Origin of the sequence: Nocardia sp. NPDC058518 (assembly GCF_042719655.1) — a bacterium.
Classification (GTDB): Bacteria; Actinomycetota; Actinomycetes; order Mycobacteriales; family Mycobacteriaceae; genus Nocardia.
Window position 1 is genome coordinate 124,653 of the sequence record NZ_JBHXNJ010000016.1, and the last position, 23,565, is coordinate 148,217.

Here is a 23,565-nt window from a genome sequence, read left to right on the forward strand (position 1 = left end):
AGCAAGTTAGCGAGTGTTTACTAACCAAGGAGTTCCGATGAAACCGCTGGGGTACTCACCATGAAGCGAAAGATCATCGTCTTCGTGTGCCTGCTGCTGGCTGCCGCGCTCACGGGCACCGGCACCGCCGGCTACCTCGCCTTCCTGCGTCCGGCAGACAACCCACCCGCCGCCGCCTGTGCGCCGGCGAGCACATCCGACACCCGCCCCATCGTGGTCGCGGCCGGAGCCAGCATGACCAGGGGCACGCTCGGCGCGGACTGGGTGGGCGCACTCCGTACCGATCCCCGGCACCGGGGTCATCAGTTCGTCAACGCGGGCATCAACGGCAACACCACCGCCGACCTGCTCGAGCGGATCGACGCCGACATCGTGGCGTGCCGCCCCGCCGCGGTCACGCTCCTGATCGGTACCAACGACGTCCGCGACGGCCTCCCGCTGGAGCAGTACAGGGAGAACCTGCGAGCGATCGTCGAGCGCGCCAAGACGCGCACCACCGCCCGGATCGCGCTGATGTCCCTGCCGCCACTCGGCGAAGACCTGGACACACCGATCAACCACACCCTCAGCGGCTACAACGCTGTGATCGAGCAGATCGCGGCCGACACGGGCGTGAACTATCTCCCCCTGCACGAGCACATGACCGAGGTACTCCGGCAGGTCGACACCCCCGGGCCGGAGTACTCCTTCAGTTTCGCCGGCGCCCTCGCCGCGGCGACCCGGCACTACCTGTTCGGACAGAGCTGGGATCAGGTCGCCCGCAACGGCGGCATGCGCCTGCTCGTCGACCACATCCACCTGAGTGACCGAGGCGGCGCCATCGTCGCCGATCTCACCTCGACCTGGCTCTCGTCGCTCCCCCGCGTTCGCCGCTGAAACACCTCACCACACCAGGAGAACACCATGGCCCTCACCATCACGCTGGTCCCGCTCGCACTGCTCGCCGCGGGACTGTGCGCCCTTATGTACGTCGCCTTCAGGCGCCCGGCCACCAACGCGCCGAAGAAGTTCCTCGCCAAGGGTCGCCGTCCCGGCTCCCACACCGTCATGGTCGCCTTCGGCGACAGCATCACGCATGCCACCCTCAGCGCCGACTGGGTCGGCGCCCTGCGCGACCGATTCGGCCCCGGCGGGTACGAGTTCGTCAACGCCGGCGTCAACGGCCACACCAGCACCGATCTTCTCCGCAGGCTCGATGAGGTGGTGGCCTGTCGCCCGGACGCCGTGGCGATCATGGTCGGCACCAACGACGTCCGCAACGGGATCCCACTGGCGCGGTTCCGCGCCAACCTGGAAACGATCATCGGCAGGCTCCAGACCCACAGCACCGCCCAGATCGCGCTGCTGTCAGCCACGCCCCTGGGCGAGAACCCGGCCGACCCGGCCAACCAGACCCTCACCGACTACAACACCGCCGCGGCGCGCATCGCCGACCGCATGGGCGTCGGTTATCTGCCGGTACACGAGCGGATCGCCGAGCACCTCGGCTGCGGCACCGCCACGCCGAAGTTCGCCTTCAGCTTCGGCCTGGCAATGAAAGTCGCGGTCCAGCACTACGTGTTCCGCCGCTCCTTGGACGACATCTCCGGCGGCAACGGCCTCACGATGCTCACCGACCACATCCACCTCAACGACCGGGCAGGCGCGATCGTGGCCGACCTCGTCGCGAACTGGCTGTCCCGCATCCCCGCCCCGCACTAACGTACTGATATGCATCCCTTCCGAACTGCCGTCGAGACCCGCGACACCGACGCGGTGGAGGCCCTGCTGGCCGACAATGTGGTGTTCACCAGCCCGGTGGCATTCCAGCCGTATCCGGGCAAGGCCATCACCGCCGCGATCCTGCGCGCCGTCATCCGCGTTTTCGAGGACTTCCGCTACGTCCGTGAAATCGCCGACGGGCCCGACCACGCGTTCGTCTTCGAGGCGACCGTGGACGGCAAGAAGATCACCGGCTGCGACTTCCTGCACTTCGACGACGACGGCCTCATCGACGACTTCATGGTGATGGTCCGTCCGCTCTCGGCCGCCACCGCGCTCGCGGCCCGGATGGGCGAGCAGTTCGAGCAGATCAAAGCCGAAGCGCTTGCCCAGGTCGAGCGCGAGGCGGCAGGCGGGTAACCGACTACGGTGCCGACCGGCGATCGCGCAGCATCGTGGCGATCAGGATCGCTGCCAGGATGACGAGGGCCGCCGCGATGGTGAGCGCGTAGGAGAACGCTTGCGAGGCGGCCTGTTGATGATGGATCGAGTCGCCCAGCTCGTCGTCGCGTCGCGTCGCAAGAGTGACCAGAACGGCCAAACCCACTGCGCCGCCTAGTTGTTGGACGGAGGTGAGGACAGCGGAGCCGATCCCAGCGTTGTCCCCGGTGGTGCCGGTGAGCGCGGCGACGGTCAGGGCGGGCATCACCATCCCGCAGCCGAGGCTGGTGACGAGCAAAGCGGGCAGCACGCCCGGGGCGTAGGCGTCGTGGCCGTCGATGCCCGTCATCAGCAGCAGACCCGCCGCGCTGATCAGCAATCCGGTCACCAGCGCAGCACGCGCACCGAGCAGGTTCACCGCCCGCGACGACAGCCACATCCCGGCGAGGATGCCCGCCCCGAACGGGAGATACGCCAGACCGGCGGTGAACGGCTCGTAGCCGAGGACGGTCTGGATGTGCAGCATCAGCAGGAAGGCCATGGCGTAGAACGCCGCGGAGAACAGCAGCATGGCGGCATTGGCCACCGCACGTGGCCGAAAAGCCAGAAAGGACAACGGAACCAGCGGTTCATCGGTGCGCTTCTGCACCGCGACGAACGCCGCGGCCAGTAGCGCGGCGGCGAGCATCGCCACCGTGGAACCGATTTCACCCCAACCGGTTTCGGCTGCGCGCAACAGTCCGTAGACCAGCAGTACCGGAGCGCCGGTGATGAGCACGGCGCCGGGCAGGTCGATGCGCGTACGACGATCGCTGCTGCTCTCCGCGACCACGTGTGGCAGTAGTACCGAGACCACGACGACGACCGGCACATTGATCAGGAAGATCCATCGCCACGAGGCGAACTCGGTGAGCGCACCGGAGATCACCAATCCCGAGGTGGCACCCACCGCAGCCGTCGCACCCCAGACGCCGATCGCCTTGGCGCGTTCCCGCGCACCCGGATAGAGCAGGGTGAGCAACGCGAGTGCGGCCGGACTCGCCATCGCGGCCCCGGTTCCTTGGATGAATCGGCCCGCCACCAACTGCCACGGTTCCCGCGCGAGCCCACACAACACGCTCGCCACCCCGAAAAGCGCTACGCCACTGAGGAATATCCGACGCCGGCCGAGCAGATCGGCCACCCGTCCGAACAACAACAGAAATCCGCCGAAGGCGAGGATGTAGCCGTTCACGACCCACGCCAAACCGGCGGTGCCGAATCCGAGGTCATCGCGCAGGGTGGGTAGCGCGACACTCACCACGTTGTCGTCGAGATTCAGCATGAACTGGACCAGGCAGAGCATGATCAGCACCGCCCGGCGGCGGGCAACGCCTCCTGGTGAGGCTGATCTCATCGTGGAAATCGAAGTCATCCATCGACGGTAGGTAGCGATATCGATGGCCGCTATACGTCACCGGGCCAGGTAATAGCGTGTTGAGGACATAGCCTGGTGGCATGTCCGCACCTGCTTTCGAACCCGCCCCGCTCGGCGTCGGCGCGATCGTGGTCGGCAGCTTCCCGCTCGCGGCCGGACAGTGGACCCACGAGCACTATCACCCGCAGCACCAGCTGGCCTGGACCCGCACCGGCGTACTGGGAGTCTCTGTGGGAGAGGCGAATTGGGTCGTGCCGCCGACTCGCGCGTTGTGGCTGCCCGCGGGAGTCGTGCACAAGACCGGCGCCAGCCGCGATGCCGTGCTGTGCAGCCTCTATTTCGAACCGGACCGTTGCGACGTGCCATGGACCGAACCCACCGCGGTCCGGGTCGACGGCCTGCTGGCGCACTTGATCGCCCACCTCGCCCAGCAGCAATTGGCCGATGAGCACCGGATACGCGCCGAGGCGGTCGTTCTCGACCTGCTGCAACCGCTGCCTGCCACCCCGATCGATGTGCCTCGCCCCGTCGACGAGCGAGTGCTCGCGGTCGCGGACGCCCTGCTGGAAAACCCGGCCGATCCACGAAGCCTCGAGGCGCACGCCCGGTCCGTCGGTGTCAGCCGTCGCACCATGACGCGCTTGTTCGTGCAGGACACCGGGATGAGCTTCGACCGCTGGCGCACCCACGCACGACTCCAGGCCGCACTGCCACTCCTCGCCGACGGCCAGCCCGTCTCCCGCGTCGCGCACACCGTCGGATACGCCACGGCCAGCGCATTTCTCGCTGCCTTCCGGCGAACGGTCGGCACCTCGCCGAGGCATTATCTCGGCGGCGATTCCTTCACCGGACTTTGATCCTTCCGCCTCCAGAACACTAGCGAAGTCTGAATATTGCTGTATCCAAACTTCCGAATCGCGACTACATTCGAGTGAGCGCGTCCACGGCGCGAACCAGAACGACAGAGGCAGAGATCGGGGAATCGGTGGCGAGAATCACGCCGTCAGCAGGTCGCTACGGGGGCCTGACAGCCGACGAACGGCGCACCGAGCGCAGGGATCGGCTGTGCGAGACCGCGCTGGAGACCTTCGGCGCGGGCGCCGGATACCGGCACACCCGCCTGGTGGATCTGTGCCGCGCCACCGGCCTGTCCACCAGGCAGTTCTACCAGGAGTACGACACGCTCGAAGACCTCCTGATCGAGCTGTACCTGCACATCGACGACATGGTCGAACAGCAGGTACTCGGCGAGGCAGGCCGCACCAAGGGCCAACCGCTGGCCGACCGATCGGCGGCGATGATCCACGCCTATCTGGCCACTTTCGTCGATGATCGGCGCCGCGCCAGGATCGCCTTCGTCGAGGTGATCGGCGTCAGCGATCGCCTCGATACCCAGCGGGCGCGGTGCCGCTCACGTCGGCTCGACCTGCTGTGCGACCTGTTCGACGACTTCGCCGCCCGCGGGGAGATCGCGCCGCGCGACTTCCGGCCCACCGCCGCCGCCTTCGCGGGCGCGCTCAGCGGCCAGATGCACGACTGGTCGATGGGGTGGGTCGACGCCACCACCGACGAGTTCGCCGAGTCCATGCTGCGCATGCTGCTGGGAATTCTCGGCGCGGCCGACCGGACGGCCGCACCGTCGCGTCCCGGTACCGAGGTCACGCGGCCACCGGTGCGCCGCAGGCCACGCAATCGCCGCGCGACCATTCTGCAGGCGGCCACCAGCGCCTTCGCCGAGAACGGCTATCACCGCACGTCCATGGCCGATATCGCCTCGGCGGTCGGGATCACCCACGCCGCGCTGTACCGGCATTTCCGCACCAAGCAGGACCTGCTCGGATCCTGTCTGCGCGAGAGCCTCGACTTGATCATCGACCGGGTCGGCGGCACGCGAGAAAGCGATGCGGCGCTGGCCGAACTGGTCCGGGTCGCCTTGGAGATCCGGGGGCTGACCCGGCTGTGGCAGCTCGAATTCCGCAGCCTGACCGAGGCCGACCGGGTCGGCGTCCTGAGCCGCGCGGTTCGCCTGACCATGCTCATCCGGCAGGGCATCCGGGCCCGCCGACCCGACCTGAGCACCGCGGATCACGAAGCGCTCAGCTGGATCGTGCTGTCGGCGGTGACGAGCACGTCCAACCACCGCACCCAGCTGCCCGCGGACCGGTTCGTCCAGGTACTCGGCGGTGTGGTGGATGCCGTCATCGATATCCCCTTCGGCGGCGGCGAAGCGCTCCCCCTGCTCGACCGCGCCGGTGCCGACGAAGCGAGAATCCAGTCCGCGCACGACCCGCGCGGGGAACAGATGATCATCGCCGCCGCCCGGTTGTTCAGCGAGCGTGGTTTCGGCGCGGTGAGTATCGAGGACATCGGCGCCGCGGTCGGCGTCAGCGGTCCCGCGCTGTATCACCATTTCGCAGGCAAGACCCACCTGCTCACCGAGATCATGGACCGCAACAGCCAGTGGATCGAGATCTTCACCCAGCGCGCTCGCACCGAAGCCAGGGACCCGCAGGCCTCGCTACGCCTGGCGTTGCGGTACTACATTCGATTCGCCATCGACCAGACCGACCTGGTGAGCACGGCTTTCAGCGAGATCGGGCACCTGCCCGACGACGCGGCGGCCCGGTATCGCCAGATCCACCGCGAGGGCAATATCGGCTGGGCCCGTCTGTTGCAGACCATCCGTCCCGAGCTGTCGATGGCCACCGCGCGGGTGCTGATCCACACCATCACCACCGTGCTCACCGATACGGTTCTCAACCCGCGACTCGCCCGCCGCGCCGACCTGCCCGACCTGCTGTTCGTCCTCGGCGAGCGGATCGCCCTTGCCGAAATACCACCAGAACTTTGTGATGAGTGACTTGCTGCATTGACAGAAGCAATCGAGCCAGTTCAAGCACTATAAATGCCCTTCAAATCCCCTTATCGGCGCGTTACTTAGTTTGCACGAGCGGATCTGCTGCGACATCATGGCTCCGCGGCATGTGCCGTGCTTCCCGTCGAGAGGTGAGGGCCGTGGGCCACTACAAGAGCAACGTTCGCGATCTGCAGTTCAACCTGTTCGAGGTGTTCGGCCTCGACGCCGTTCTCGATGCGGGCGCCTTCGGTGACCTCGACGGCGATACGGTGCGGACGATGCTGACCGAGGCGGCGCGGCTGGCCGAAGGCCCGGTCGCCGATTCCTTCGCCGAAACCGACCGCACCCCACCGGTGTTCACCCCGCAGACCCACTCCGTCCAGCTGCCCGAACCGTTCAAGAAGTCGGTGCGGGCCTGGCAGGACGCGGGCTGGTGGCGCGTCGCCAAGAGTGAGCAGATCGGTGGCGTGCCCGCGCCGTCGATGCTCGGCTGGGCGATCAGTGAGCTGCTACTCGGCGCCCAGCCCGCGGCCTACATGTACCTGACCGGCCCGGGGATGGCCGATATCCTCACCCGCATCGGCACCGAGCAGCAGCAGCGCTGGGCCACCCACATCGTCGAGCGCAACTGGGGCGCGACGATGGTGCTGACCGAACCCGACGCCGGATCCGATGTCGGCGCCGGCCGCACCAAGGCCGTCGAACAGGAAGACGGTTCCTGGCACATCGAGGGGGTCAAGCGGTTCATCACCTCCGCCGACTCCGACGACCTGTTCGAGAACATCGTCCACGTCGTGCTGGCCCGCCCCGAGGGTGCTCGACCCGGCACCAAGGGCCTGAGTCTGTTCATCGTCCCCAAGTACCACTTCGATGATCACACCGGCGAACTCGGCGAGCGCAACGGTGTCCTGGTCACCAATGTCGAGCACAAGATGGGCTTGAAGGCCTCGGCGACCTGCGAACTGACCTTCGGCGGCGACGGTGGGCCCGCCGTCGGATACCTCGTCGGCGAGATCCACAACGGCATCGCGCAGATGTTCGAGGTGATCGAGGAAGCGCGAATGATGGTGGGTACCAAGGCCATCGCCACGTTGTCCACCGGCTATCTCAATGCCCTCGAGTACGCGAAATCCCGGATTCAGGGTTCCGACCTGGCGCAGGGTGCGGACAAGGCGGCGCCGAAGGTGAGCATCATCCACCACGCCGATGTCCGCCGGTCGCTGATGATGCAGAAGGCTTACGCCGAGGGCCTGCGCTCGATCTACCTCTACACCGCGGGCCATCAGGACCAGGTCGTCGCCCGTCATATCTCCGGCGCCGACGAGAACATCGCGGCCCGCGTCAACGATCTGCTGCTGCCGATCGTCAAGGGCGTCGGCTCCGAACGCGCCTACCAGTACCTCACCGAATCACTGCAAACCTTCGGCGGATCCGGGTTCCTGCAGGACTACCCGATCGAGCAGTACATCCGCGACGCCAAGATCGACTCCCTCTACGAGGGCACCACCGCCATCCAGGCGCAGGATTTCTTCTTCCGCAAGATCGCCCGCGACCGCGGCGTGGCGCTGACCCACCTGCTCGACCAGGTGCGCGCCACCGTCCACTCCCATGCCGACGGTGGACGGCTCAAGGGCGAGAAGATCCTGCTCGCCCACGCACTCGAGGATGTGCAGGAGATCGCGGGCGACCTCACCACACACCTGCTCGCCGCGGCCGAACAGCCGTCCGAGCTCTACCGGATCGGCCTCAACGCGGTCCGGTTCCTGCTCGTCGTCGGCGACCTGCTGGTGGCATGGCGACTGCTCGTCGCCGCCGAAATCGCCTTGGCCGCACTCGATGCCGACGAGACCACCGACGCCGCCTTCTACCGAGGCAAGATCATCGTCGCGTCGTTCTTCGCGACCACCGTTCTGCCGCACCTGACCGCGGAGCGAGCCGTCATCTCCGGCACCGACCTCGCCGTGATGGATCTCGACGAAGCGGGTTTCTGATTCAGCGCGGCGACAGGCGGACGAAGGGCAGGTGCCGCCCGACCTCGCGGTAGTCCTCCTGGGAGCCGTCGGTGGCAAAGCCCATGAAGCGCACGAGTTTCCGGGCCGCACCGGGGTGACGAGGGGCGTAGCGGGCCATGAAGTCGCCGCCTTCGTCCGTGCCGAGCGGACGGGCGGTGACCGGGATCGTGCGCACGCCGGCTCGGATGCTGGTCTCGGGCGCGGCGAGGATGTTCTGGTACCAGGCGGCTTCGGGGCCGAAGCCCGAGCACACCACGTAGCTGCCGTCGGTCCGGTCGTGCTCGACGACCTCGAGCACGACCTGGCGCTGCTTGCCCGAGACGCGTCCCCTGTGGTTCAACAGGAGCAGCCGATCCCCGAAGACCCAGCCGAGCCGGAGTCGGTACAGACGGATCGGGGCCCGGAACAGCAGGCGCCGGATACCGGTCGGCGGCGCGGGGCGTTTGACGATCTCCATGGTGTCGCCTTTCAGTTGTGGACGGGCGCAGAACATTTCACCCTCCCAGGGTTCCACACAGAAGCTGCGGTCGGGAAATAATGAACAATCCATGACGTACCCCCGCGATACCGGCGGAACGATTGATTCCCACGGTCTTGGACCAATACAGTCTGGGCGAGTTGTCAGGCATGACAAGACGAGCACAGAAACGGATCCCTACTGTGGACAGGCGAACACTCCTCGGTGCGATGGCAGTCGCGGGCACGGGGGCAATGACCATCGGTGGATTTCTCTTCGCCGAAAGCCTTATCGGACCGGAACGGCTCACCGCGCGGCGAGTCGTGGATCGCCTTCAGAATATCCATGGCACCCATTCTGGATTTCGCCGCAATCATGCCAAGGGCGTTGCCGTCGAGGGCTATTTCGAAAGCAATGGGAATGGCACGCAATTGTGTGCCGCGTCCGTTTTCCGAACGGGCAGGTACTCGGTGCGGGGGCGGTTCTCGTTGTCGGGCGGCAATCCCCACATCGCCGAGGATCCAGGCATCGTGCGCGGTCTCGGTCTGCAGGTCGGACTTCCAGCGGGCGAGCAGTGGCGGATGGCGATGATCAATCTGCCGGTCTTCCTCGACCCGACACCGCAGGACTTCCACGACCGTGGCCTTGCCTTCGCCAGCGACCCGGCGACCGGCAAACCGAACCCGCGGCTGGTATCGGACTACCTCGCCACGCATCCGCGCACCGCCGCGGCCATGAAGATCGCGAAATCCGTGGCCCCCGCTCCCACCTTCGCGACCACCACGTTCCACGGCCTGAACGCGTTCGAATTCACCGACCCGGATGGCACGACCATCCCGGTCAGGTGGAAATTGGTCCCCGAAACCGAGTCGATCCCTGGCGACGATCCCCGCCCCGCGAGTCTGTTCACCCAGCTCACGAACGATATCCGGCAAAGTCCGTGCCGCTGGACGATGATGGTCACAAAAGGCGTTCGGGGACAGGACCGAACCGACGACGCCTCCGTGCCGTGGCCGAGCACGCGTCCCACGGTGAATGTCGGCACCCTGGTGCTGACCGGTATCGCCACCGAGACATCGGACAACGTCCGCACGGTGAATTTCGACCCGCTGGTACTGCCCAACGGCATCGCGCCGTCCGACGATCCGTTGCTCTCGGCGCGATCGGCCGTCTACGCCGAGTCCTTCCGTCGGCGGGCAGGCGAGCCGGACAACCGCGGCTCGGTGGAAACCGAGGGCCGGGCGTGAATTCACCGGCGACACCACCGGCGAGGTTCGGCATCACCGCTCGAATCCTGCACTGGACAATGGCCGTACTGATCGTGGGGATGATTTTCCTCGGTGCCGCACTGGTCGGCTCGCTCGGCCATTATCACAGTATTCTGATCCTGCACCAGACTGTCGGTGTTGCGATTCTTGTGCTGGCGCTGATCAGAATCGCGAATCGTCTCCGTGATACGCCACCACGGCAACTGGATTCGATCGCACGGCCCGAGCGAATAATCGCGGCGGCTTCCGAATATTCGATGTACGCCTTGTTCATCGCCCAGCCCGTCGCCGGATGGGCGCTCGCCTCGGCGTCCGGCACACCGATCCGCCTGATCGGCGGCATCCGAATACCGGCCATAACCCCGACCGATGCGCACCTCTATTACGCATTGCGCAATCTGCATACCGTTCTCGCTGTCGGTCTACTGGTCGCCTTTACCGCACATATGTGCGCAATCCTCGCCCACACCTTGATCCTGCGGGATCAGCTGTTGGACCGCATGCTGTTCAGCGCGCGCCGACGACGAGCGGCGCCGCCTGCCGACGAACCCGAGCCGCCGCAGCTGGTCAGTTCGCCACCAGCGGTAGCCGCACCTCGAATCGACACCCCAGGTCCCGATTCTCCACCGTGATCTCGCCTCGATGCGCCGCCATGAGGCCCGCCGCGATCGCCAGGCCCATACCGCTGCCGGTCGGCGTGCCCGCGGCGGCGACCGGCGAGCGTGCTGAGGTGCCCCGGTAGGCGATTTCGAAGATGCGTGGGAGGTCCGCTTCGGCGATTCCGGGTCCCGTATCGTCGACTCTGGCCCACGCGTGGCCGTCACATGACCCGGCGGAGATCGAGACCTGACCGCCGGGCGGGGTGTGGGCGATCGCGTTCGACACGAGGTTGGTCAGCACTCGGGTGAGCGCGCGGTCGCTGGCCGTGACTTCGATGCGCGACTCCGGTTGTTCGGCGTCGAGCGCGACGCGAGCGCGGTCGGCGCTCGGCCGGTTGGCGGCGAGCACTTCGTCGATCAGCTCGCGCAGGTCCACCGGCTCCAGCTCGAGCCGCAGGGCGCCCGCGTTGATCTTCGACATCTCGAACAGATCGTCCACCATCGCCGCGAGCCGATGGGTCTCGCAACCGATCTGATCGGCGTAGCGGGCGACGTCGGTCCGACTGCTGACCACACCGTCCGACAGCGCCTCGGCCATCGCACGAATACCGGCCAGCGGCGTGCGCAGATCGTGGCTGACCCAGGCCACCAGCTCCCGTCGCGAGCGCTCCGCGCTTCGCTCCTGCTCACGGATCTGCTTTTCCCACACGGTCTTTCGTGCCTGGTCGCGGCCGAGCAGGATCGCGGCGGGCACCGTGACCGCGGCGACGACGGCGAGGACGATCGCGGTCCGCCGCAGCCCGTTGGACATCAGCCCACTCACCCCGACGATGCCTGCCAGCGCCGACAGCGTCGGAATCAGCACCAGCACAGCCATACTCGTCGTCAGGGAACGATTGCTGGTGGCACGCAGAACGAGAGCGCCGATCACCACCACCGGCACCGTGCATGCCAGGGTCAAGACGATCAGCTCACCGGCGTCCTCAGGCATCGTCGCGAGCCCAGACATACCCACGGCCCCATACCGTTTCGATCCGGTGGCGGTCGCCGAGTTTGGCGCGCAGCCGCTTGATGTGCACGGTGACAGTGGACAGATCGCCGAATTCCCAGCCCCACACCAGGGCGAGCAGCTCGGTGCGGCTGAAAACCCGCTGGGGGTTCTCCAGCAGGAACACCAGCAGATCGAACTCGCGTGCGGTCAGCTCGACCGCGTGGCCTGCCACCGACACCGATCGGGAGTCCAGGCGAACCTGGACCGCGCCGTCGCCGAGGACCTCGGGTCGAGGATCCTGCGCCGTATGTGCCCGCCGCAGCACCGAGGCCACCCGCAGCGCCAGTTCACGCGGGCTGAACGGCTTGGTGACATAGTCGTCGGCCCCCGCCTCCAGCCCGAGCACCCGATCGTCCTCGTCACCGAGCGCGGTGAGCAGGATGATCGGGGTGTCCGGACGCGGGCCGGACCGCACCGCACGACAGATCTCGATGCCGTCGGGTGCAGGCATCATCACATCCAGCACGGCCAATTGGACCTCGCCACCGTCCCCCCGCACCGCCAAGGCGGCCAGCGCGGCGGGACCATCGGCGGCTTCGATGACAGTGCGGCCGTCGCGTTCGAGATAGCGGCGCACCACATCCCGGACCATCGGGTCGTCGTCGGCGATCAGAACGGACATCGGCGTCACCACTTCGTCTTCGATCGGGTCCGTTACTGCTCGTGACGCCGTTGGAAGGCGGCGGTGAACAGAGACGCGCAGGTCGCGGTGAGTTCGTCGGGATCACGGTGCCCGCCCTCCATCAACCAATACACGAGCAGGTGGTTGACGCCGCCGACGAGCGCGACGGCGGTGAGGTGATCGCGTTGCGGTGCCAGCTCGGTATCCAGCGCCGACCACACGCTCATCACGATGTCGGCGAAGTCGCGCAGAACGCCGTGGCGCCGTTGCTCCATGGCCGGTGAGACGCCGACGACCTCGACGAGCACCACGCGGGCCCGTCGCGGGTCGGCGGTGAGGTATCCGATGAAGCCGGCCAGGCCGCTGCGGGCGATCGCGGCGATATCCGTCGAACCGGCCTCGGTGGTCTCGGCGATCGCGGCCAGGGTCGCCGCCCGCATGTCGCTCACGATGCCGTCGTAGAGCGCGGCCAGGCATTCCTCGCGGTCACCGAAGGACTCGTAGAAATAGCGCTCGGTGAGACCCGCCTGCTGGCAGAGCCGTTTGACGGAAGTCCCCTGGTACCCGTCGACGCCGAACAGTTCCAGGGCGGCCTCGAGCAGCGCGATGCGTCGCTGCCGGGTGCGCTCCACCGGCGCGAGGCCGTTGTATCGCCGCCTGACTGGCACTTCGGTCATGACACTCCTTCTACTCCCGTATCAGGGTACCCAGCTCCATTTTGACATGCTATCGTGTCAAAACAGGCGAACAGGAGACCCATGCGCACTCGATCCGGGCAGCCGGTAGCACTGAAAGGCCAGGTCGTGGCCGTGACCGGCGCCGCGAAGGGCATCGGTCGCGAGATCGCCCGCGCACTCGCATCGGCAGGCGCCCGCGTCGCTATCGGCGACCTCGACGCGAAGGAGGTGCGCGCGACGGCGACTGCGCTCGACGGCGAGATCGCCGGATCGTCGACCGGCGCCGTCGAAGCGTTCGACCTCGACGTGACCGACACCGCGTCCTTCGAGGCATTCCTCGCGGGCATCGAGTCCCGATGGGGGCCGATCGATGTACTGGTGAACAACGCCGGGGTGATGTGGGTCGGCAGTTTCGACGCCGAACCCGAGAACGCGGCCCGGCGTCAGCTCGAGGTCAACCTGCACGGTGTGATCAGAGGCGTCAAACTCGCCGCCCCGGCCATGCGAAACCGGGGACACGGTCACATCGTCACCATCGCCTCGGCCGCCTCGAAGCTCTCCCCCGCGGGCGAATCCACCTATGCGGCAACCAAACACGGCGTGTACGGCTATCTGAAAGGTGTGCGCGCCGAGCTCGCGGGCTCCGGCGTCCAGATGTCGATCATCATGCCGGGCGTGGTGGACACCGAGCTGGCGGCGGGCACCGCGACCGGCGCCGCGAAACTGCTGCGGCCCACCGACGTCGCGGGCGCGGTCGTGTCGGTGATCGAACGGCCTCGCTTCGAGGTCACCCTGCCCGCCTATGTCGGCCCGCTCGCCCGCTGGGCCGAGGTCCTGCCGCAGCGTGCGCGCGACTTCCTGTACCGCGCGATGCTGCCCGACCAGGTGGCCGCGGTCGCGGGAACCTCCACCCGCGAGACCTACGAATCACACCTTCTCAGCGACGACGGCCCCACCCGAGGAGAATCATGACCGACACAGCCCCTTCGCCCCTCGACACCGTGCGTCCCATTCCGGAATTCGATGGTGTGCACCAGATCTGGCCACGGGGCGACCGACTGGCCGCGGTGCGCAGCGCCGCCGAGCGGTACCGCGCGCGATTCCTGGCCCAGGGCCAGGTCCGCGCGATCAAGAGCTTCGACATCGCGGCAGCGCCGTATCCGGCGCGATTCGCCTTCCAGGGGTACTCGGTCAACCTCAACCCGATGATCTCGATCATCAACCGGATGTTCGTGATCCAATTCGAAGGATTCGACGGCACGCTCAAGACGCTGGTGTGGGAGCCCACCGTCGCGGCGGGCTCAGCGGAAGCGCCCTTCTACGGCAAGCTCCAGAAGCTCTCGCGCACGCTGCGCGCCGAGAAGCTCTTCGTCACCTACTACAACGATCCCGACAGCGTGCTCCCCCGGTTGGGACTGCGCAATTCCGACGTCGACTATCTCAGCTTCGACCACCTCCATGTGCAGGACGTGCGCATGATCATGGGTTCCGACACCCCGATCGAGGGTGAGGCCGAACCGCGAAAGCCGTTGTTCCCCAATGCCAAACTGCTGGTGCACCGCAAGGAGCTCGGCACCTTCGAGTCCATGCACCCGATGCAGTGGGCGTGGTACGTCGAGCACGGGATGGACGGCGTCCCCGCCGACCGGCTCGAGGTCTTCGACGGCGATGTCGAACTCGGCGTCGGCGTGAGCCTGCTGTGGACCCCTGGGCACACCGACGGCAATCACTCGCTGGTCGTCAACACCCCCGACGGTGTGTGGGTGTCCTCGGAGAACGGGATGGCCGCCGACAGCTGGCAGCCCGAGTTGTCGAAGATCCCCGGCGTCAAGCAGCAGGCCGACTTCTACGGCCGCGAGGTGGTGCTCAACAGCAACACCCTCGAGGATTCCCTCGACCAGTACGACTCGATGGTCAAGGAGAAGACCTTGGCCTCGCCGTCGCCCAAGGATCCGAAGTGGCTCCAGATCATCCCGTCGTCGGAATGCGCGCCGTGGAAGCGGCAGTGGCCGGTGGTCCCCACCCACAGCCACGGCGGCCTCGACTACGGCACCATCGTCGTACCCGAACGGTCGGGCGAACTGTGACAACCGATCTACATTTCCACAGCACAGCCAGCCGACGCGCGACCCTGCTTTATGTGCTGGCGCGGGTGATCCTCAAACCGTTCTATCGAATCTGGCCGCTCAACGATCACGGCCTGAGGGCACTTCGGCTCATCGATACGACGCTCGGCCTGCTGCCGTACGCGAAAACGGTGAGCCTCGAGCGGTTCGCGATGCCTACGACGCCTACCGCGCACTGCTCGGTGTCGCGCCCGACCCGGACAAGGTGATCCTGATCGGCGACTCGGCGGGCGGATTCCTCGCAGCCAAGATCTGCGAACTCGCGCACCGCGACGGAATCACCACGCCCGCGGCCTTCGTCGGCTACTCACCGCAGCTGACTCTCGACCTCGACCGCATCGACCCGGCGCTGCTGCGCGGCGACGCCTACCAGCCGATCAGCGCGGTGCGGCGCGCCGCGAAGCGCTGGTCGAGCGGCCCAGTCCTGCTGGAAGGGACAGCCTCGCCCGCCGACGGCATCGCGCCCGTCGCCTTCCCGCCGACCTTCCTCACCGGCGTGGCACGCGAACTGCTGGAGCCCGATATCCGAACCCTGACCGGCAGACTGTCGGCCGCGGACCGGACCGTCGAAACCCATATCTGGCGCCGAGGGGTGCACGCCTTCCCCGTCCTCGACACACTCCTGCCCGAAAGCCGACACGCACTGCGCCTGACCGGCGAGTTCCTGCGCCGCGTTCTCGCACCCGAAGCCGACAACGAGACCGACCAGCTCAGCATGCACGGCTGAGCTGGTTGGCAGCGGACAATCCGGCCGGGAGTTCTCGCACCCGGCCGGATGTCTCGAAGGTCAGACCAGTTCGGGAACCCGCAGGTGGGCGAAGCCGAGCCGGAACTCCGCTACCTCGAGAACCTCAGCTTCCATGGTGCGGGTCGCCGCGGCCCGCATTCGATCCACCTGTTCGCGGCTGTTGTCGAGCTCCTCTCGGCTCGCCCAGACGGTCGATCCCACGGCTCGCCCGGTTTCCCGGTCGACGAACAGGCTGGCGCTGCGGAATCCTTCGATCTTCTCGAGCTCCGGCAGCAGGGTGTTCTTGAACGTCTGGATCGCCAGGTCGACGCCGGACGGGTCGACCTGGACCCAGGTACACCGGGTACAGGCACTCGCACCGGCCAGATGATCGCGGTGCATGACCGCGACTTCCCACTCCTCGATATTGTCGACCGTGCCGTTGAGCGCCTCGGCCAGACCATCGCGCAGAGATCGGACGCGCATTCTGCTGTCGTGCAGCGCGGCCTCGGATTCCCACGCGGTGGTGGCGATGCATCGGCCTGTCGCCCTGTCCACCATCAGCGACATGCCTACCCACCCGTCGAGCTCGGGCATATTCGGCATCACCGCATTGTGGAGGTATGCGATACCGCGGTCGATCGAGGACCGCTGAGCCGCAAATGTGCTGGAACGTGCGTACACGGGGCCACCTCCTACTTCAGGAAGGGCGGCGCCCCGGTGGGCGCCACCGGACACATCTACTGTCCTCCGATGCGGGGATCGACACAATGCGATGGACGGTCTCATAACACCGATAATTTCGCCGTATTCATTGGCGCGAAGGTATTGACATCGAGCAAATCAGGAGAAGACTGGATAGATACCGGAACACCGGAAATGAGCCGCACTGCCGACGAAGACGTTTGCCGACGGTTGTGACGTAATTTTCAGGATCTGGCTAAGCCCCCGGCAAGCCAGTCGAATAACCGGAGTTGTCAGCGACGACTGAACTCATGGTTTTCGATGGAGACTACCGGGGACTGTTCTGTGTGGGGGCCGATAGGCTCCCCACCATGAACGCGCAGTTGATGATCGTCGAGGACGACACCCGGGTTCGAGCGTCACTGCGGCTCGCGATGGAAGACGAGGGCTACACCGTCGCCGAGGCGGACTGCGCCGAGAACGCACTCGATCAGGTCCACAGTCTCGGTGCTCCCGACGTGATGCTCGTCGACCTCATGCTCGGCGGAATGGACGGATACACCTATATCCGCGAGGTGCGTCGTGCTCATGACGTGCCGATCATCGTGGTCAGCGCCCGCGACGACACCCATGACGTGGTCGCCGCACTCGAGGCGGGCGCCGACGATTTCGTCACCAAGCCGTTCGAGGTCAAAGAACTCTCCGCACGCATCAGGGCGCTGCGCAGGCGTACCAGGACCATGACCGACCGCGAGGTCACCGAGATCGTCCTCGACGCGGCACCGCACCGCAGGCTGATCCTCTCTCCGGAGCGAGGCGCGCTGCGGCTGGCAGGCGAGGACGTGCATCTCACGCTCACCGAGTTCCGGCTGCTGTGCGAGCTGGCGCAGAACGACAGCCTGGTGCTGAGCAGGCAGGTGCTGCTCGACAAGATCTGGGATCGCGGGTTCTTCGGCGACGAGCGCATCGTCGACGTTCATGTGCGCAGGCTGCGTACCAAGATCGAACGGGATCCCGCCGACCCGCGGCTGATCGTCACCGTGCGCGGTCTCGGCTACCGGCTCGATGTCCAATCCTGAACGCGGGCCACGTTTTCCGTCACGGTTTCGAGGGCTGCGCGGCCGCGTCACCGCGATGTTCGTGCTCAGTGCCAGCCTGGTAGCCGTTGTGCTGTCCGGATCGGTGTACGGCATCAGCACCGGTTACATGGAGTCGCAGCGGACTCGCACTGTCGAACGGGCGGTGGGGGTGCATGCCGAACTGTTGCGTCTGCGGCTGGCCGGCGCGGATGTCACCGGTGATCAGGCCATGGACGCGCTCCATCTGCCGAGCGGCACCATCGCGATGTTGCGTCAGGACACCGGATGGTCGCTGGTCGGGACCGATGTCGATCTTCCGTCGGCGTCGGCACTGCCGCTACCCAGCCCGGTCGAGGCGGTGAACAGCACCGCCACCCGGGTGCGCATCGGCGGCCAGCCCTATCTCCGGGCAGGGGCGGTCGTCGAGAACGGCACCATCCTCTACGAGTTCGCACCACTGTTCGAACTCGAGTCCAACCTCCGGATGCTGCGCACGATCCTGCTCGCGTGCTCCGTGCTCGCCGTGGCGATCGCCGCCGCGATCGGCGCCTGGGCCGCTCATCGCGCACTGAGCCCGCTGCGTCAGGTCGCCGCGACCGCTTCCCGGATCGCGTTCGGTGAGCACGAGCTGCGGCTGCCGCGTACCGACGACGAAGAACTGTCGGCCACCGTCGACGCGTTCAACGCGATGGTCGACTCACTGCATCTGCGCATCGAGCGCGAACGGCGCCTTGTATCCGATCTCAGCCACGAGCTGCGCACGCCACTGACCACCCTCACCACCACGGCGACGGTGCTGACCGGGCACCGCGACGAGCTGTCCGAACGACCTCGCGCCGCGCTGGGCCTGCTCGTGGAGGAGACCGCATACCTGCGCGGACTACTCGACGACATGCTGGCCCTTGCCCGCGTGGAAGCAGGGATCCACCGTTCCGACCAGATCCCACTCGAGCTGGCGGAGCTGCTCACCCATCTACTCGCCGGTCGTGGTGTGGCGCCGGAGCTGCTCGACATCCGCGACCCAGGGACGATTCGCGGGCGGCGCACGGAACTCGAACGCGCACTGGTCAATCTGCTCATCAACGCCGAACGCCACGGTGGTGGGGTGACCGGTGTCGGCGTCGGCCGCGACGGACCCGACATCGTGGTGACGGTCGACGACGCGGGCCCCGGAGTGGCTCCCGAGAACCGCGAACGGATCTTCGAACGCTTCGTCACCGCGTCGCGCGCGACCGCGGGCACCGGCATCGGTCTCGCGCTCGTCAGCGAAACCGTCCTCGGCCACGGCGGCACCCTGCGCTGTACGGAAAGCCCCCACGGCGGCGCCAGATTCGTACTGACGATTCCCGCCTTGACCGTCGGCCTTCACGAGATCGCAAAGGACCGACCGGAACCCTCGCAATGATCGCCTGCGATTCTCTGTTCGTGCCGCAGCCGAGCACCGCGTGGTGTTCTCGGCCCCTTTGGACCGCCGCCACGCGGGACAACGATGAGGGTCACGTTCTGTGCCAGGAACGACGATCCACCGGGGCCCGGTCGCGCACACTCCGGTCACCGGGATCGGCGCTGTCATTCCACGGCACCGGTCCGGAGGAGGACAACCCATCGGGCGGTTCGACATTGCCGTCCGATGGCCGACGTCCGGTTGTCAGCGGGCGACACCCGATTCCGGTGACCTGATACCCACCGACGCGTCGAGGCCCGGCGCACACCGCGCCGGGCCTCGATACCGGTCCGATCAGATCAGCCGATGCTGAACGGCTGACCCCACAGCGTGACGACCGAGGTCACGTTGTCGGTCTCGACCTTCACCTTCACGAAGGCACGCGCCTGCGCGTAGCCACCACAGCCGGACAGACCGATGGTGGTGTCGGCCCAGGTCACCGAGCCGCTCTTGCCCTTGAACTTGTTGTCCTTGCTGTGGGCCTCGTCGCCGTAGTCATCGGCCTTCTCGAGGTCGAGAATGTAGAACGACTCCGCCTGGCCCGGTCCGAGACTCAGCTCGGCGCCGGTGTCGGCACCCACACCGGGCTTCTTGCCCGCCCAGTCGCTCTCGCCTTCGACGCCACCTTCCACGCCGCCGCCGTCGATGTTCACCTGGCAGCCGACCACGTAGCCGGGACGGATCTTGCCGCCCTTGGCGTTACCCGACACCTCGACCTGCGCACTGCCCGACACCCACGCGTTGCGGTGCACGGGGGTCGAACCCATCGACGGGTTGATGTTGGCCGACTCCCCGACCAGCCGCACGGTGACGGTGGTGCCGTCGGACAGCGTCTTGACGATCTCACCGCCGGGCAGCGGAATGAAGGTGTCGGCGTTGGCCGCACCGGCCGACAGCATTCCGACGGTGACGGCGCCTGCGCAGGCGATACCGGCCAGACGCGCCGCATTCTTACGGTCGAACATATATTTCATCCTCTGATCTGAAGTCTGGTTCGGGCGGGTCAGCCGATGCTGAACGGGGCACCATAGAGGGTGGTCTTGGAGTAGTGGTCGCCGATGATCTCGACCACGGTGTACGAGCGGGCCTGCGCGTATCCGGCGCAGCCCTGCACCTCGATTTCGACGTCCTGGTACTCGATCGAGTAGACGCCCGGCTTCAGGATGTCCTTCTTCTCGAGCTGGACGAACTCGACCTCACCCGGGCCGAGCTCGACGCCCGCCGAGCCGCCGACACTGAAGCCGGACAGGTCGATGCCACCGGACAGGCCCGCGGCGATCGCGTCGTCGCCGATCGAGACCTGGCAGCCGATGATGTAGCCGGTGTTGAGCTGTGAGGCACCGTGGGTGGAGGAGTTGTTGGTGCCGTTGTTGCCGGACGGACCATTGGCCGGACCCACCTCGCCCTCTGGCGTGATCGTCACGTCGGCGGTCACGTTCGCCGAGACCCACGCGACCCGGCCCGCGCCATTGGCGGCCATCGACGGGGAAACCACGGCGTGTTCACCGGTGCGCTTCACCGTGACACCGTGGCCCACCCGCTCGCCGTCCGGCAGTGGGACAAAGGCATCGGCACCGGCGGTACCGGCCACGAGCGCACCCAGTGCGAGAACGGCCACGCCGGTGCCGACAGCATGCAGGCCACCACGGATTCGGTTGATATTCATACTTCCCCTCATCAGGTTCGAGCAGTCATCCCACGGCGGCGCGAGCGCGTGCCGAGGGCTCGACCGAGCTTTCCCGGGAACCGTGGCGTGCCAACGCCCGTGCGAAAGCCCACTGATGAAAGTCGCACTACGAGAACATTTCCGGCTCTTTGCAGTGACATAACAGCGGCTGTAAACAGTTCGCAACAATTCACCCCGCCACGCCGCTCCGCGGTGAACTCAGGCCGGGCTGGTCTTCACCATGATCATCCCGTTGGAAGTAACCTCTCTGGTCGCGCGAGCGGTTGACGCGCCTCGGCGATCGGATGGTGCGGTCGAGTCTGCTGTTATCGGGCGCCGCCGCCGCGCTTGGGGCGTAGGGAATCGGCGCCGTTGCGCCACATCGTGCTCATCGCGGTCTGCCACCACGCGCGGTCCGGGTCGGGGGTCTTGCCGTTGCCGAGGCGGTGCAGCTGGTCGGTATGCCACTGCAATTCGACCAGGCTCTGCAACTGGCGCATCATCGGCGTACTCGCGAACGGCACGCGGACTTCGCCGACGGCCAGTCGGCTGTGGGGCTGCCGCAGCACTGTGGTGGCCGCGTCGGGGTCGAGGCAGGTCGGTCTGCCGAGGCCGATGAGGTCGCAGTCGCCGGAGGATACGGCGTCATGCATGGCCGTCACGGTGCGGAAACCGCCGGTGACCGCGACGGGCACCGGGCCTGCCAGTTCGGCCACGGTGCGCGCGTAATCGAGGAAATACGCCTCTCTGGCCGCGGTGGACGCCCGCACCGGGCCCAGCATCGCGGGACTCTCGTAGGAGCCGCCGCTGATCTCGAGCAGGTCGATGCCCTCGGTGACCAGTGCCGACACCACGTCGCGGGATTCGTCCTCGGTGAAACCGCCCCGTTGGAAGTCCGCCGAGTTCAGTTTGACCCCGACCGCGAATTCCGGGCTCACCCGATCACGAATCGCGCGAACGACTTCCAGCAGGAATCGCCGTCGCCGCACCGGGTCGCCACCCCATTCGTCGTCACGACGGTTCGTCAGCGGCGACAGGAACTGGGTGATGAGGTAGCCGTGCGCGGCGTGGATCTGCACACCGGCGAAGCCCGCTGCCTCGCATACCGCGGCGGATTCGGCGAATCGGGTGATGATCTCCTCGATCTGCGGTCCGGTCAGCGCCGTCGGCCGCGACGCGCCGGGAACATCGGCCGCGATCGCGCTCGGCGCCACCGGCCTGGTCCGTGCCAGCGGGTTCGACTGGCGCCCTGGATGATTGAGCTGCACCCAGCAGGCGGTGTCGACGTGGTCGAACGCGCCGGCCAGGCGTCGGAGCCCGGCCATGTGCCGGTCGTCTTCGACGACGAGGTTGCCCGGCTCACCGAGGTGACGCCGGTCGACCATCACATTGCCCGTGACGACCAGGCCGAAACCGCCGTCGGCCCACCGTCGATACAGCCGCTCGAGGGCAGGGGTCGGGGCGTTGCCCGCATCCGCGAGCCCTTCGCTCAGCGCGGACTTCACGATCCGGTTCGCCAGGGCGGCGCCACACGGCAGGGCGATGGAATCGGCCAGTGCCGCAGTGGTATTCGACATCGGTTTCCCTCAGTTCTTTCCGCGTACCAGTGCACGCACCGCCGGGTGGAGACCGGCCAATTTCTCGTAGATGCCCGCGGCACCGAGCAGGAACGCCGCGCGATGCCGTCGACATGCTGTGGGAGATCCACAACCTGCCCATCGCGCACATCATCACCGAATTGCTCCTCGCCGCGGGAGTCGACACCGCACACGCGCTAACCATCGCGATGGCCGAGGCCCCAGGCGCGAACGCTCCTGCTCAACGCGATCTCGCAGCACTGAGCCCCGCCCCACCGAGCCCGGGGCGCGCATCGCGTTCGCAGCGTCAGTGTGAGTAGTCCCGGAACGTCATGACGCCGCCGACCAGGACAACCATCACCGTGAGTATGTAGACGGTGACGCGGACCCAGGTCGGCCCGTAGTAACTGACCGCCATCGACGCGCCGAGCGCTGCCAGAATCAGCACCACCCCGTAGAAGGGTGTGCGTTGCTCCCTGTCAACCATCTCTCCAGTGTCCGCCGACCGCGCCCCGGGTGCCATCCCTAGTACGAAGATCGACCACACTTGTTTATACGTATACATCTACGTATAGTCACAAGCGTTGCCAGGCATCCCGCCGAATCCCGCACGCTTGATCGGAACGAACATGACCGCCCCGCAGATCACCCGCCCGGGAATGCTCCCCACCAGCGTCTACACCGCGTGGGCCGGTCCCGTGCCGCGCATCGATCTCGTCCGCGTGCTGCGATACCTGCGCGGCGACCACGCGTTCGCCCAGCTGATCCGCTTCGCGCTGGTCGGCGGTGCCAGCAACATCGCCTATGTGCTGCTGTTCATGGCCGTGCACGACAGCGGCCCGCTGGTCGCCAATGTCGCCGGGTCGATGGTGAGCACGGTGATCGCGAACGAACTGCACCGGCAGCTCACCTTCCGGGCGGGGAGCCGGGTCGACGGGTTCACCGCGCAGTGGGAGGGCGGCGGGCTGGCGCTGCTCGGCCTCGGGATCAGCACGGCGGCGCTGGCCGGATTGGATTTCCTGGCACCGGATCTCGGCGAAGCCGCGCAGGCGGGCGCCGTGATCGCCGTCATGGCCGTGGTCGGCGGACTGCGCTTCCTGGTCCTGCGCAGTTTCGTCTTCGGCGCCGACACCCGTATAGATCGCGTATAGATCGCTTGT

The 23,565-nt window shown here is 66.8% G+C and carries 25 protein-coding genes; 15 read left to right on the forward strand and 10 right to left on the reverse strand.

Annotated features, from left to right (window positions below; genetic code table 11):
* Positions 1–60 precede the first annotated feature (60 nt).
* Genes ACFWPX_RS25260 through ACFWPX_RS25270 form a run of 3 tightly spaced genes read left to right on the forward strand, consistent with a single transcriptional unit; the run spans position 61 to position 2,121 of the window.
* Positions 61–876, forward strand: coding sequence for an SGNH/GDSL hydrolase family protein (locus ACFWPX_RS25260; protein WP_378929608.1), 816 nt, complete (start codon positions 61–63; stop codon positions 874–876).
* Positions 877–903: 27 nt separating this feature from the next.
* The gene (locus ACFWPX_RS25265; protein WP_378929610.1) at positions 904–1,701 is read left to right on the forward strand and encodes an SGNH/GDSL hydrolase family protein; all 798 of its coding nucleotides are present in this window, start codon (positions 904–906) and stop codon (positions 1,699–1,701) included.
* 9 nt (positions 1,702–1,710) lie between these two features.
* A complete protein-coding gene (locus ACFWPX_RS25270) occupies positions 1,711–2,121 on the forward strand; it encodes a nuclear transport factor 2 family protein (protein WP_378920614.1) in 411 nt (136 codons plus the stop codon).
* Between the two features lie 4 nt (positions 2,122–2,125).
* On the opposite strand, the gene ACFWPX_RS25275 is transcribed toward ACFWPX_RS25270, so the two are convergent.
* A complete protein-coding gene (locus tag ACFWPX_RS25275; RefSeq protein ID WP_378929612.1) occupies positions 2,126–3,556 on the reverse strand; it encodes an MFS transporter in 1,431 nt (476 codons plus the stop codon).
* An 83-nt stretch (positions 3,557–3,639) separates the two neighbouring features.
* Here ACFWPX_RS25275 and ACFWPX_RS25280 point away from each other — a divergent pair, with 83 nt between their 5' ends.
* The 3 genes from ACFWPX_RS25280 (at position 3,640) to ACFWPX_RS25290 (ending at position 8,407) form a co-directional block, all read left to right on the forward strand.
* On the forward strand, positions 3,640–4,416 hold the full coding sequence (locus ACFWPX_RS25280) for a helix-turn-helix domain-containing protein (protein WP_378929614.1): 777 nt from the start codon (positions 3,640–3,642) through the stop codon (positions 4,414–4,416).
* A gap of 128 nt (positions 4,417–4,544) precedes the next feature.
* Complete coding sequence (locus tag ACFWPX_RS25285) at positions 4,545–6,419, forward strand: TetR/AcrR family transcriptional regulator (protein WP_378929616.1); 1,875 nt, start codon at positions 4,545–4,547, stop codon at positions 6,417–6,419.
* Positions 6,420–6,574: 155 nt separating this feature from the next.
* A complete protein-coding gene (locus ACFWPX_RS25290; protein ID WP_378929618.1) occupies positions 6,575–8,407 on the forward strand; it encodes an acyl-CoA dehydrogenase in 1,833 nt (610 codons plus the stop codon).
* A gap of 1 nt (position 8,408) precedes the next feature.
* Here the strand turns inward: ACFWPX_RS25290 and ACFWPX_RS25295 are convergent, their stop codons facing one another.
* The gene (locus tag ACFWPX_RS25295; protein WP_378920623.1) at positions 8,409–8,885 is read right to left on the reverse strand and encodes a nitroreductase family deazaflavin-dependent oxidoreductase; all 477 of its coding nucleotides are present in this window, start codon (positions 8,883–8,885) and stop codon (positions 8,409–8,411) included.
* Positions 8,886–9,139: 254 nt separating this feature from the next.
* Between ACFWPX_RS25295 and ACFWPX_RS25300 the strand changes: the two genes are divergently transcribed.
* Positions 9,140–10,132, forward strand: a complete 993-nt coding sequence (locus ACFWPX_RS25300; protein ID WP_378929740.1) for a catalase family peroxidase — start codon at positions 9,140–9,142, stop codon at positions 10,130–10,132.
* Positions 10,129–10,785: a cytochrome b gene (locus tag ACFWPX_RS25305; RefSeq protein WP_378929620.1), complete on the forward strand. Its 657-nt coding sequence runs from the start codon at positions 10,129–10,131 to the stop codon at positions 10,783–10,785. Before ACFWPX_RS25300 ends, ACFWPX_RS25305 begins: the two co-directional genes overlap by 4 nt.
* Here ACFWPX_RS25305 and ACFWPX_RS25310 read toward each other — a convergent pair.
* From ACFWPX_RS25310 to ACFWPX_RS25320, 3 genes are read right to left on the reverse strand one after another with little or no spacing between them, the layout of a single operon-like run.
* Positions 10,721–11,743 (reverse strand): sensor histidine kinase, encoded by a 1,023-nt coding sequence (locus ACFWPX_RS25310; RefSeq protein WP_378929622.1) that lies wholly within the window; start codon positions 11,741–11,743, stop codon positions 10,721–10,723. The genes ACFWPX_RS25305 and ACFWPX_RS25310 overlap by 65 nt on opposite strands.
* Positions 11,736–12,425 (reverse strand): response regulator transcription factor, encoded by a 690-nt coding sequence (locus ACFWPX_RS25315; protein WP_378929624.1) that lies wholly within the window; start codon positions 12,423–12,425, stop codon positions 11,736–11,738. The genes ACFWPX_RS25310 and ACFWPX_RS25315 overlap by 8 nt, the downstream gene beginning before the upstream one ends.
* Before the next feature lie 32 nt (positions 12,426–12,457).
* Positions 12,458–13,102 carry a TetR/AcrR family transcriptional regulator gene (locus tag ACFWPX_RS25320; protein WP_378929626.1) on the reverse strand — a complete coding sequence of 215 codons (645 nt, stop codon included), beginning with the start codon at positions 13,100–13,102 and terminating at the stop codon, positions 12,458–12,460.
* An 81-nt stretch (positions 13,103–13,183) separates the two neighbouring features.
* Between ACFWPX_RS25320 and ACFWPX_RS25325 the strand changes: the two genes are divergently transcribed.
* The 4 genes from ACFWPX_RS25325 to ACFWPX_RS25340 are packed head-to-tail and all read left to right on the forward strand — an operon-like array spanning position 13,184 to position 15,955.
* A complete protein-coding gene (locus tag ACFWPX_RS25325) occupies positions 13,184–14,074 on the forward strand; it encodes an SDR family oxidoreductase (protein ID WP_378929628.1) in 891 nt (296 codons plus the stop codon).
* Positions 14,071–15,189: a hypothetical protein gene (locus tag ACFWPX_RS25330; RefSeq protein ID WP_378929630.1), complete on the forward strand. Its 1,119-nt coding sequence runs from the start codon at positions 14,071–14,073 to the stop codon at positions 15,187–15,189. The genes ACFWPX_RS25325 and ACFWPX_RS25330 overlap by 4 nt, the downstream gene beginning before the upstream one ends.
* Entirely contained in the window at positions 15,186–15,437 is a 252-nt protein-coding gene (locus tag ACFWPX_RS25335; RefSeq protein ID WP_378929632.1) for a hypothetical protein, read from the forward strand. Before ACFWPX_RS25330 ends, ACFWPX_RS25335 begins: the two co-directional genes overlap by 4 nt.
* Positions 15,404–15,955, forward strand: coding sequence for an alpha/beta hydrolase (locus tag ACFWPX_RS25340; protein WP_378929742.1), 552 nt, complete (start codon positions 15,404–15,406; stop codon positions 15,953–15,955). Before ACFWPX_RS25335 ends, ACFWPX_RS25340 begins: the two co-directional genes overlap by 34 nt.
* A gap of 60 nt (positions 15,956–16,015) precedes the next feature.
* On the opposite strand, the gene ACFWPX_RS25345 is transcribed toward ACFWPX_RS25340, so the two are convergent.
* Positions 16,016–16,561, reverse strand: coding sequence for a hypothetical protein (locus tag ACFWPX_RS25345; protein WP_378920638.1), 546 nt, complete (start codon positions 16,559–16,561; stop codon positions 16,016–16,018).
* A gap of 449 nt (positions 16,562–17,010) precedes the next feature.
* On the opposite strand from ACFWPX_RS25345, the gene ACFWPX_RS25350 reads away from it, so the two are divergent.
* Together ACFWPX_RS25350 and ACFWPX_RS25355 are read left to right on the forward strand one after the other, a co-directional pair.
* On the forward strand, positions 17,011–17,718 hold the full coding sequence (locus ACFWPX_RS25350; protein ID WP_378920639.1) for a response regulator transcription factor: 708 nt from the start codon (positions 17,011–17,013) through the stop codon (positions 17,716–17,718).
* Positions 17,705–19,123 (forward strand): sensor histidine kinase, encoded by a 1,419-nt coding sequence (locus ACFWPX_RS25355; protein ID WP_378929634.1) that lies wholly within the window; start codon positions 17,705–17,707, stop codon positions 19,121–19,123. The genes ACFWPX_RS25350 and ACFWPX_RS25355 overlap by 14 nt, the downstream gene beginning before the upstream one ends.
* Positions 19,124–19,461: 338 nt before the next feature.
* Here the strand turns inward: ACFWPX_RS25355 and ACFWPX_RS25360 are convergent, their stop codons facing one another.
* The 4 genes from ACFWPX_RS25360 to ACFWPX_RS25375 all read right to left on the reverse strand — a co-directional run bounded on the left by ACFWPX_RS25360 (position 19,462) and on the right by ACFWPX_RS25375 (position 22,892).
* Positions 19,462–20,127 (reverse strand): MspA family porin, encoded by a 666-nt coding sequence (locus ACFWPX_RS25360; RefSeq protein ID WP_378920642.1) that lies wholly within the window; start codon positions 20,125–20,127, stop codon positions 19,462–19,464.
* Positions 20,128–20,165: 38 nt separating this feature from the next.
* Positions 20,166–20,828: an MspA family porin gene (locus ACFWPX_RS25365; RefSeq protein ID WP_378929636.1), complete on the reverse strand. Its 663-nt coding sequence runs from the start codon at positions 20,826–20,828 to the stop codon at positions 20,166–20,168.
* 326 nt (positions 20,829–21,154) lie between these two features.
* Positions 21,155–22,405 (reverse strand): NADH:flavin oxidoreductase/NADH oxidase family protein, encoded by a 1,251-nt coding sequence (locus tag ACFWPX_RS25370; protein ID WP_378929638.1) that lies wholly within the window; start codon positions 22,403–22,405, stop codon positions 21,155–21,157.
* 307 nt (positions 22,406–22,712) lie between these two features.
* Positions 22,713–22,892, reverse strand: a complete 180-nt coding sequence (locus tag ACFWPX_RS25375; RefSeq protein ID WP_378920650.1) for a hypothetical protein — start codon at positions 22,890–22,892, stop codon at positions 22,713–22,715.
* Between the two features lie 142 nt (positions 22,893–23,034).
* Here ACFWPX_RS25375 and ACFWPX_RS25380 point away from each other — a divergent pair, with 142 nt between their 5' ends.
* The gene (locus tag ACFWPX_RS25380; protein WP_378929640.1) at positions 23,035–23,556 is read left to right on the forward strand and encodes a GtrA family protein; all 522 of its coding nucleotides are present in this window, start codon (positions 23,035–23,037) and stop codon (positions 23,554–23,556) included.
* Positions 23,557–23,565: the final 9 nt, after the last annotated feature.

Bases quoted from the DNA above. Each gene is read 5' to 3' on its own strand.
- ACFWPX_RS25260 (WP_378929608.1), top strand. From the start codon at position 61: ATGAAGCGAAAGATCATCGTCTTCGTGTGCCTGCTGCTGGCTGCCGCG.
- ACFWPX_RS25265 (WP_378929610.1), top strand. From the start codon at position 904: ATGGCCCTCACCATCACGCTGGTCCCGCTCGCACTGCTCGCCGCGGGA.
- ACFWPX_RS25270 (WP_378920614.1), top strand. From the start codon at position 1,711: ATGCATCCCTTCCGAACTGCCGTCGAGACCCGCGACACCGACGCGGTG.
- ACFWPX_RS25275 (WP_378929612.1), bottom strand. From the start codon at position 3,556: ATGACTTCGATTTCCACGATGAGATCAGCCTCACCAGGAGGCGTTGCC.
- ACFWPX_RS25280 (WP_378929614.1), top strand. From the start codon at position 3,640: ATGTCCGCACCTGCTTTCGAACCCGCCCCGCTCGGCGTCGGCGCGATC.
- ACFWPX_RS25295 (WP_378920623.1), bottom strand. From the start codon at position 8,885: ATGGAGATCGTCAAACGCCCCGCGCCGCCGACCGGTATCCGGCGCCTG.
- ACFWPX_RS25300 (WP_378929740.1), top strand. From the start codon at position 9,140: ATGACCATCGGTGGATTTCTCTTCGCCGAAAGCCTTATCGGACCGGAA.
- ACFWPX_RS25310 (WP_378929622.1), bottom strand. From the start codon at position 11,743: ATGCCTGAGGACGCCGGTGAGCTGATCGTCTTGACCCTGGCATGCACG.
- ACFWPX_RS25315 (WP_378929624.1), bottom strand. From the start codon at position 12,425: ATGTCCGTTCTGATCGCCGACGACGACCCGATGGTCCGGGATGTGGTG.
- ACFWPX_RS25320 (WP_378929626.1), bottom strand. From the start codon at position 13,102: ATGACCGAAGTGCCAGTCAGGCGGCGATACAACGGCCTCGCGCCGGTG.
- ACFWPX_RS25325 (WP_378929628.1), top strand. From the start codon at position 13,184: ATGCGCACTCGATCCGGGCAGCCGGTAGCACTGAAAGGCCAGGTCGTG.
- ACFWPX_RS25330 (WP_378929630.1), top strand. From the start codon at position 14,071: ATGACCGACACAGCCCCTTCGCCCCTCGACACCGTGCGTCCCATTCCG.
- ACFWPX_RS25345 (WP_378920638.1), bottom strand. From the start codon at position 16,561: ATGCCGAATATGCCCGAGCTCGACGGGTGGGTAGGCATGTCGCTGATG.
- ACFWPX_RS25350 (WP_378920639.1), top strand. From the start codon at position 17,011: ATGAACGCGCAGTTGATGATCGTCGAGGACGACACCCGGGTTCGAGCG.
- ACFWPX_RS25355 (WP_378929634.1), top strand. From the start codon at position 17,705: ATGTCCAATCCTGAACGCGGGCCACGTTTTCCGTCACGGTTTCGAGGG.
- ACFWPX_RS25360 (WP_378920642.1), bottom strand. From the start codon at position 20,127: ATGTTCGACCGTAAGAATGCGGCGCGTCTGGCCGGTATCGCCTGCGCA.
- ACFWPX_RS25365 (WP_378929636.1), bottom strand. From the start codon at position 20,828: ATGAATATCAACCGAATCCGTGGTGGCCTGCATGCTGTCGGCACCGGC.
- ACFWPX_RS25370 (WP_378929638.1), bottom strand. From the start codon at position 22,405: ATGTCGAATACCACTGCGGCACTGGCCGATTCCATCGCCCTGCCGTGT.
- ACFWPX_RS25375 (WP_378920650.1), bottom strand. From the start codon at position 22,892: ATGGTTGACAGGGAGCAACGCACACCCTTCTACGGGGTGGTGCTGATT.
- ACFWPX_RS25380 (WP_378929640.1), top strand. From the start codon at position 23,035: ATGACCGCCCCGCAGATCACCCGCCCGGGAATGCTCCCCACCAGCGTC.